Below are 6,058 nucleotides of genomic sequence, written 5' to 3' on the forward strand. Positions count from 1 at the left end.
AGCAACTTTGGACTTCTTTTTTTATCTTTTTTTTGAGCCCTTATCCCGAACTGGGGTTAAGTAGTTAAAAACCGCTTTTTAGAATGAATGAGCATTTGTCATCTTATCTATAAATCGCTACATTTTGTAGACCACCTAAACAAAATGGTGCTATTTTTTAGACGCACTCTAAGTAAATAAATTAATAATAAACAACAGACTTTAGGTGTAAAAATAAGCTTTACTAAACTTAGAGATAATTTCAAGAATAATAACGATAAATAGGATCTGCCGTGCGCCAATGGATTGCTTTTAGCTTATTGTTAATAAGCTCACTCATATTGTCGTTGCCCGTATCTGCTGCTGTATCAAGTTGTGATGCGCCGATTAAATTTGGCGCGCTTACGTGGGAGAGTGGGCAATTTACCACTGGGGTGTTGAAATATATCACTGAAAACGGCTATGGCTGCCAAGTGACTGAGGTACCGGGTGCTGGTCCGGCGCTTGAAAATGCCCTGCTGCAAGATGATATCCAAGTAATCGGCGAACAGTGGATAGGGCGCTCGCCGATTTTAGAGCAAGCGATCGAGGACAAAAAGGTGGCCATTATTGGCGATACGCTTGAGGGCGGTGCGACTCAAGGTTGGTATGTGCCCAAATATGTCCTAGAGGAAAATCCGGGTCTGCGTCGTTATCAAGATTTGCCCAAATACGCTGAGCTATTTAAAGATCCTGAAGACCCGAGTAAGTCGCGCTTTATGAACTGTCCGTCAGGATGGGCATGTGAGATTTTTAATACCCGTTTATTAAAAAATACCGGTTTAGATAAGACTTTTAACAGTGTCCACCCCGGTACAGGCGCTGCGCTTGATGCTGAAATATCCTCTGCTTTTGAACAACATAAACCCTTATTATTTTATTACTGGCAACCGACTGGGCTAATGGCAAAATACGATTTTGCGCCATTAGAGTTCCCTGCGCACGATGACGCCTGCTGGCAAGATTTACTACTTGCTAATGGCACCTCTGACTGTATTTCAGGCTTTCCTGTTTCTCCTTTGAGTATTGCGGTATCGACCCCCTTCATGCAGTCTAATCCTGAGCTGACCGATTTTTTTAAACAAGTTAAATTTACCCCGGATCAGCTCAACGGCGCTATTTTAGAGATGAGTGAAAACAAGCGCAGCGGTGATGAGCAAGCGCTGGTATTTTTACGTCAAAATCCTCATATTTGGCAGACGTGGATAACGCCAGAAGCGGTAGATAATGTGGCAGCGAAACTTGGCATTAGTCTGAACGGTAACACTTTATCAAATAACGCTGCATCAGATAGGTTAGAAAACAATAATAGAGCCAATTTATTCGGTTTGTCTTCAAGCTTTCCTGCATGGTCGCTTGAAACGTCGCTCAATAACGTCTTAGCGACTGTGGTTAGAAACTATGGTGACGTTTTTCGCAGTGTTAGTAGCGCCGCTTTAACCTATCTATTGTTGCCCATTGAACGCTTTTTAACCTTTATGCCGCCGTGGCTAATCATTACGCTCGCAACCGTTTTAGCATGGTTTGGCGTTCGTAAAATATGGTTTGCGCTGGCATGTGGCGTCGGATTATTTCTAATTGGTGCGTTTGGACTATGGAGTGCATTGATTGATACCTTTGCGCTGCTCATTGTCTCAGTGTTGGTCACGGTGGTGGTTGGTATTCCAATTGGTATCGCCATGTCTGGTAGTAAAATCTTGCGTAAAATTATCACACCGATACTCGATGTGATGCAGACCATGCCAAGCTTTGTCTATTTAATACCCGTGCTGATGTTATTTGGCATCGGAAAAGTGCCCGCGCTATTTGCCACCATTATTTATGCCTTGCCACCGCTGATTCGTCTGACCGCTTTGGGAATTACCCAGGTCAACCATGAAATGGTCGAAGCAGGGCGCTCATTTGGTAGCACGCATTTGCAGCTGCTGATTTGGATTAAGTTGCCGCAAGCGCTGCCTAGTATCATGGCGGGTATTAATCAAGCGGTCATGATGTCGCTGTCTATGGTGGTGTTAGCTTCTATGATTGGCGCGCCGGGTCTTGGTGAAGATGTGTTGCAATCGATTCAAACGCTTAATATCGGTCAAGGCTTACAAGCGGGTACTGCTATTGTCATTGTCGCTATTATCATTGACCGTATTACGCAGGCCTTTGGGCAAGGAAAACGCGCGCGGCAAAAAACCATTGATGCAGGCAGACGCCCAATTGGTTAATGATGAATCATAAAAATAAAAAATGAGAGCCACAATGAACCATATTCAATTAGAAAATATCAGCAAGATTTATAATGCCAATAGCTCGCAAGCGCAGTCGGCCTTGGCATTATTGGCAGAAGGTATGGACAGCATTGCCGTAAAAAAGCAGACTGGCTATTCGGTCGGTCTTTATGATATCAATTTAAGCGTTAAAGCGGGCGAGCTGCATTGTATAATGGGCTTGTCAGGCTCTGGTAAATCAACCTTGATACGCCATATCAATCGTTTGATTGATCCAACTAGCGGAAAAATTTGGGTTGATACCGCTATTAACGCGAAAGAATCTACAGAGGGAACTGTCTCTAATTCAGCGGTCGCAAGCGAAGAGCAATTACCGGCTAGAAACGAAAAGTCTTCTGCTATTAATATCCTAGCACTCAATGATAAAGAGCTACAGCACTATCGTCAGCAAACAGTCAGTATGGTGTTTCAGCATTTTGGTTTGGTGCCTCATATGACGGTGCTACAAAATGTCGCTTACGGTTTACGTGTGCGCAAAATGAGTACCAAGGAGCGCCATGAAGTGGCAAGTTATTGGCTCAATGAGGTCGGGCTACCCAATCTAGAACGCAGCTATCCTGATGAATTATCTGGCGGTATGCAGCAGCGGGTAGGACTGGCACGGGCGTTGGCGACCGACAATCCAATATTGCTGATGGATGAGGCATTCTCCGCACTTGATCCCCTTATTCGCGCGCAGCTACAAGACCAGTTGCTTGATTTACAAGAACGGCTTAATAAAACCATCGTCTTTATTACCCATGATATCGATGAAGCAGTCAAAGTTGGTCAACGTATCAGTATTTTAAATGGTGGGCGGCTGGTACAAACTGGTAGCGCAACTGAGTTACGCAATAATCCCGCTGATGATTATGTGGCGCAATTTATGGGTGCTAAAAGTTAACTACCTTATATTCTTAACCTAACTGATATTGACTATTAAATGTCTTATTAAGTGATTGATTGGCCTAGTAATATTGATTTTTCACTATTTTATCCTCATATAAATATAATCGCCCATTAATAATTGCTCACATCATTTCTTTGTGCTCACTTGTGTATATCATTACTCTTACGGCGTTGTTAAAGAAGTGTAGCAACCGCTTATTTACTATTAAAGTAGACTCCACTAGCTATGTATACTATTAAGATAGTCTAATGTCTTTGTCATTCTTTTTATTTTCATATATCTCGCAATCTATTTGCTTTCACTAACATTCATTCTGCTTTATTGATTTTGAATACGCTTGACAATTATTAATCATTAAGCGGGTGCACGTAATATTTTGTGAAAAGGATACTTCATGCTACCTGATAAACAAGATAATAAGTCTCATCATACCAATCGCTCTGATAAGGGCAGCAACCCTCATGATTTAGCGACACAGTCCCCACGAACAGCTGCGCGTTGCTTAAAAAACGTCAGTGCTTTTGGGGTAACGACGGTGTTAAGTGCAGGGATTTTGGTTGGTTGCGGGCAAATGAGTAGCGCAGAAAACAATGCTAAGAGCAATGCTAATGCCAGTAGCCAAAACAGCGGTGTAAAAAATTCACGGGATATGCTGCCATCTGACATGCTCGGGCAAATGCAAGCGTTGCCGCAATTGACCAAGGGTTTAGGCGATACAGGCGCGGCCGTCATTGACCCGAATAAACCTACCTTAATTAAATTTTGGGCAAGCTGGTGCCCGTTATGTCTAGGCACGCTTGCAGAAACCGAAGAGTGGCGTACCGATCCTAAGTTTGCCGGTTTAAACCTTATTACCGTTGCCAGTCCCGGTCATCTTAATGAAAAAGCAGAGAGCGACTTCAGGACTTGGTATGCAGGTGTGCAAGCTGATTATCCTAAACTACCCGTATTATTAGACGCTTCAGGCGAGATGATTAATAAGCTTGGCGTGCAAGTGTATCCAAGCTGGGCGATACTCGATAAAAAAGGCAATTTGGTGCACTTAGTAAAAGGAAATATATCAGCAGAGCAAGCCTATGCCCTTGCTGAAAATGCTGATAATGACTTTGCCGAGCTAAAAGCGGGTAATGCCAAACCGGCAAACGCCCAAGCATTGAATAACAACAGTAAAATTGAAACCATCAAACAAAAAGATGGCGTTTATTATAACGATAAAGGTAAGGCGATTAATACGCGCTCAATCTATTTAGCAGGTGGCTGCTTCTGGGGCGTTGAAGCTTATATGGAGCGTGTCGAAGGTGTGGTCGATGCAGTCTCAGGCTATGCCAATGGCGACACGGCCAATCCAAGCTATGAGCAAGTGATTCGCGGCTCAGGTCATGCCGAGACGGTTAAAGTCACCTACGATGCCGATAAAACCGATCTTGATACTATTTTAAAATACTACTTGCGCGTGATAGACCCAACCAGCCTCAATAAGCAAGGCAATGATCGCGGTGTCCAGTACCGTTCGGGCGTTTATTACACCGATAAAGCAGATAAAGCGGTCATCGATGCGGCCCTTAAACGTATCCAAAGCCAGTATAAACAAAAAGTCGTCGTCGAAAATAAGCCTTTAGATAACTTTTATCTGGCTGAGATGTATCATCAGGATTATTTGGCAAAAAATCCAAATGGCTATTGTCATGTCGATTTAAGCCTTGCCGATGATAAACCAGAAGGCACTGCGCGAACCAAGCTTGCACCGGTCAGCACGGTTGCTGAAACTTTAGATCCCAAACGCTATGCAAACTTTGATAAAGGTGCGCTAAAAAACACCCTAACCAAAGCCCAGTACAATATCACTCAAGAGGCAGCGACAGAACGTGCGTTTAGTCATGAGTATGATAATTTATTTGCGCCAGGGATTTACGTCGATGTGGTGAGCGGTGAGCCGTTATTTTTATCCACCGATAAATACCAATCTGGCTGCGGTTGGCCAAGTTTCACCAAGCCGATCGATAAACAGGTGATTACTCAGCATGAGGATACTGCCTTTAACATGGTGCGTACTGAGATTCGCTCGCGGGTCGCGGATTCACATTTGGGGCATGTATTCCCTGATGGCCCAAAAGACCGCGGCGGACTGCGCTATTGTATTAATGGCGGTGCACTACAGTTTATCCCAGTTGATGTGATGCCACAGTCTGGCTATGGGCCGTTGGTAAAATTGGTAAAGCCTGCAAAACCTTAATGATTAATATTGATGATTAAACTCATAAAGAGACGTTAAGCTGATGCTGGGCGTCTTTTTTATCAAAAAGCGCCGTAAAACCATGTCCCTTCTAGGGCGTGGATATCAGGCGTCAGCTATTGTCGCTCAGCCTTAAAACAGACTTGTCAACCAAACTTATTAAGACCATAATCACTCTATGAAAACGCTCAAGTGTCGCATCAAAGACAAACACGCCAATCAGCTAAATAAACTGGCTGGTGCGGTTAATTTTGTGTGGAACTATGTGAATGACTTGAGTTTTAAGCATCTTCAACGCACCAATCATTTCTTTTCAGCTTATGATATTGCGGCTTATGTAAAAGGTAGTGGCGAGCTGCTAAACCTGCACAGCCAAACCTTACAAGCCATCACCGAAACCCATACTAAATCTCGCAAGCAATTCAAAAAAGCCAAACTAAACTGGCGAACCAACAACCCAAACGCCAAAAGGAAATCACTTGGTTGGATTCCCTTTAAAAAAGCAGCAATCAAATACTTAGGTGTCAAAAAAGCAGGTAAAAAAGCTCTTAAATCCACCATTCAATTTAGCCTGGCTAAAGGCAAGAAGCTGACCATCGACGTGTGGGATAGCTATAATCTAGCACTCTACACCATCAACAC

The 6,058-nt window shown here is 43.5% G+C and carries 3 protein-coding genes and 1 pseudogene; all 4 read left to right on the forward strand.

The genetic code is table 11. The annotated features are described in order from the left end of the window. Positions 1–272: 272 nt before the first annotated feature. Positions 273–2,231: a glycine betaine ABC transporter substrate-binding protein gene (locus tag B3R91_RS00755; protein WP_286795858.1), complete on the forward strand. Its 1,959-nt coding sequence runs from the start codon at positions 273–275 to the stop codon at positions 2,229–2,231. A gap of 34 nt (positions 2,232–2,265) precedes the next feature. Beyond that, complete coding sequence (locus tag B3R91_RS00760; protein ID WP_286795860.1) at positions 2,266–3,177, forward strand: ATP-binding cassette domain-containing protein; 912 nt, start codon at positions 2,266–2,268, stop codon at positions 3,175–3,177. A gap of 400 nt (positions 3,178–3,577) precedes the next feature. After that, positions 3,578–5,416, forward strand: a complete 1,839-nt coding sequence (gene msrAB / locus B3R91_RS00765) for a bifunctional peptide-methionine (S)-S-oxide reductase MsrA/peptide-methionine (R)-S-oxide reductase MsrB (protein WP_286795862.1) — start codon at positions 3,578–3,580, stop codon at positions 5,414–5,416. Positions 5,417–5,594: 178 nt separating this feature from the next. Then, positions 5,595–6,058 (forward strand): annotated as a pseudogene (locus B3R91_RS00770) (RNA-guided endonuclease TnpB family protein); the annotation flags it as partial.

The sequence above is a fragment of the Psychrobacter sp. UBA6291 genome (assembly GCF_002439405.1).
Taxonomy (GTDB): domain Bacteria; phylum Pseudomonadota; class Gammaproteobacteria; order Pseudomonadales; family Moraxellaceae; genus Psychrobacter; species Psychrobacter faecalis.

Coding starts and splice junctions, on each gene's coding strand:
- B3R91_RS00760 (WP_286795860.1), top strand. CDS start 2,266: ATGAACCATATTCAATTAGAAAATATCAGCAAGATTTATAATGCCAAT.
- msrAB (WP_286795862.1), top strand. CDS start 3,578: ATGCTACCTGATAAACAAGATAATAAGTCTCATCATACCAATCGCTCT.